The following is a 2,591-nucleotide window of genomic DNA, read 5'->3' as shown; positions in this document are numbered from 1 at the left end:
AGACAAGATGAAGAAACAAGTAGGTCCATTACCTGAAGACGAAGGCAAGGACAACGATAATTTCCGTGCACGCCGTTATGTAGCGAAATACACGATCAATCCAGCAATTGCTCATGGTATTTCCAAATATGTTGGTTCAATCGAGCCCGGTAAAATTGCCGATATGGTGATCTGGCGTCCTGCTTTATTTGGCGCAAAACCAGAAATGATTATTAAGGGCGGGATGATTATCGCTTCAAAAATGGGTGATGCGAATGCTTCTATTCCTACGCCACAGCCAATTATTTTAAGAACAATGTTCGGTGGTTTAGGTAAAGCTGTTCACCAAACTTGTTTTGACTTTGTCTCTAAAATTTCATTGGAAAAAGGAATTAAAGAAGAGTATAAATTGGAAAGAACCTTACTTGCTGTAGAAAATTGTCGGAATATCTCCAAAAAAGATATGATCCACAATGACGCTACACCTGAAATTATCGTCAATCCAGAGAATTATGAGGTAAGTCTTGACGGTGAGATCTTGCGATCAAAACCGGTTGATACAGTTTCGTTGGGACAACGATACTTCTTGTTTTAACCCTATACTACTTTTTTATGGCGTGATCCGATATCACGCCATAAACTATGAAAAACAATATGTTGATGAAATCATCATGGGCTTATCAAAAGCGCATAAAGAGAGGGAATAACGACTGCTCATGATGCTTCATTACTGCTAAAATACGATTTACGCTAATGAAAAATTTGAAGACATTTTTAGGCTGTTGTATAGCAATAGCATGCTTTACGATACAATCGGCCTATGCGCAAAAGGGGGGTATCATGGTTTATGGGTCACTGAATTACCACGAAACAACAGCGGGGCATCAATTTAGTGCCGCTCCGGTGGGTGCTGCCTATTTTTTCACCGACAACATGAATGCGGGGCTAAACTATGGATTCAATTCTGCTAAGGATAAAGCACTGGATTTTACAGATCATTCGCATGAAATAGGACCTTTCTATAGTAATACTTGGCCTCTGAGTGAGCATTTCATGTTAATTGGCCAGGTTGATGTGCATTATTTGTGGGGCGATCAACATGTCGCTACCGGAGGTACAATGGTCGATGGTAAATACAATGGCTATCTATTCAGAGTGTACCCGCTTGTGGGTATCGCCTTGGGAAAAGGTTGGGCATTAAAAGCTAAAGTGGCAGAATTGTCTTATAAAAAGAGAAATAGTAAAGATGCTGCTATTCCCAATGATCACGAAGTCATTACGGGAATCAATGGATCTACAGTAGGTTTAGGCTTATCTAAAAATCTATTTATTAAAAATTAAAAAATGATAATCACGGAAATCACAAGGAATATTCAGGGGGAGCAGATCAATAAGCGTCTTGATTCGCTCGCTATTGAATGGTATGAGTCGACCAAACGTATTCAACGTTTACGTACAGCGGAGGGAATGGATATCGCCGTCAAATTGTTGGGTAATACCTCCAGTTTGCAGGATGGCGATATCTTGTACGAAGATGAAGAGAAAATGGTTGTGGTAACGATCAAACCTTGTGAAGTCATCCGTGTCATAGCAATTGATTTCCTTCGAACCGCTTTTGTAAGCAGTGAAATTGGAAACAAACATTTGCCTCTATTTGTGGAGGCAAATGAATTGCTTATGCCTTATGAAAGGTCCATGTACGAGTGGTTAGCGAAACAGGGGTTTGACCCGCAACGTTGCGAGCGCCAACTTTTACGTCAGCTCAACGCAAATGTCGACCCAAAACATCATCAGAAGATGAAGTTTTCGACGAAGAATATACCGCTCTTAATCAGCGATAAAGCCTTCATGAATTCGCAAGGGCCAGCAGCTATGAAATGAGATTGAAGATCCTTTCTGTCCAATAACCGAGCGTAGCGAGCGCATTGATGCCTTAATGGAGAAAATAGGGATCAAAGGAAAAACTTGGTCAGCTTGAATGCCCAATGATAGCGAAGATTACGCAAGGGGCTGATTGGTCCTTGAAGATATATACTTACAATAAAAAATAATGTCAATGAAAAATACATTTCTAGGCAAGTTACTTCATCTAGCAGATCCTACATTGCCAATTGGTGGGTTTACCCATTCCAATGGACTGGAGACCTATGTGCAACAAGGCTTGGTCTGTGATAAGGCTACGGCGGACAATTATGTGCGTCATAACCTCTGGTATAATCTGAAGTACAATGATGCTGCTTTGATGAAATTGGCCTATGAAGCAACTTCTTCGCAGGACATGGATGCATTGATCGCCCTAGATCAAGAATGTACAGCATTAAAAAGTCCAAGAGAAATTCGCGATGCCAGTAAAAAACTGGGCGTCCGTATTTATAAAATATTCAGTCGGTATCAACAGCAGGATTTTATGTTGTCCTGGGGTGAATTAATCCAAAAGAAGGAAGTAGATAGTCATTACTGTTTGATGTATGGCATGTTGGCGTCACTTTTAGCAATTCCTTTGGAAGAAGCGTTGCACGGCTTTTATTATAATGCCGCTATTACAATGGTGACCAATGCTGTTAAACTGGTGCCATTAGGGCAGTTGGATGGCCAAGATATACTTTTTGGTT

The 2,591-nt window shown here is 40.6% G+C and carries 4 protein-coding genes; all 4 read left to right on the top strand.

Annotated elements, in window-relative coordinates:
* Positions 1–574: amidohydrolase family protein (locus tag B2X72_RS01415; RefSeq protein ID WP_286848115.1), on the top strand; the 574-nt coding region annotated here is incomplete at its 5' end.
* Positions 575–732: 158 nt separating this feature from the next.
* Positions 733–1,320: a hypothetical protein gene (locus B2X72_RS01410; protein ID WP_088162253.1), complete on the top strand. Its 588-nt coding sequence runs from the start codon at positions 733–735 to the stop codon at positions 1,318–1,320.
* A gap of 3 nt (positions 1,321–1,323) precedes the next feature.
* Positions 1,324–1,860, top strand: coding sequence for an urease accessory protein UreE (locus B2X72_RS01405; protein WP_088162252.1), 537 nt, complete (start codon positions 1,324–1,326; stop codon positions 1,858–1,860).
* Between the two features lie 175 nt (positions 1,861–2,035).
* Positions 2,036–2,591, top strand: a 556-nt coding sequence (locus tag B2X72_RS01400) for an urease accessory protein UreF (RefSeq protein ID WP_286848114.1), incomplete at its 3' end; no start/stop codon positions are given.

This window comes from Sphingobacterium sp. UBA7253, assembly GCF_002472745.1.
GTDB lineage: Bacteria > Bacteroidota > Bacteroidia > Sphingobacteriales > Sphingobacteriaceae > Sphingobacterium > Sphingobacterium siyangense.
This window is presented reverse-complemented; position numbering and strand designations above follow the sequence as displayed.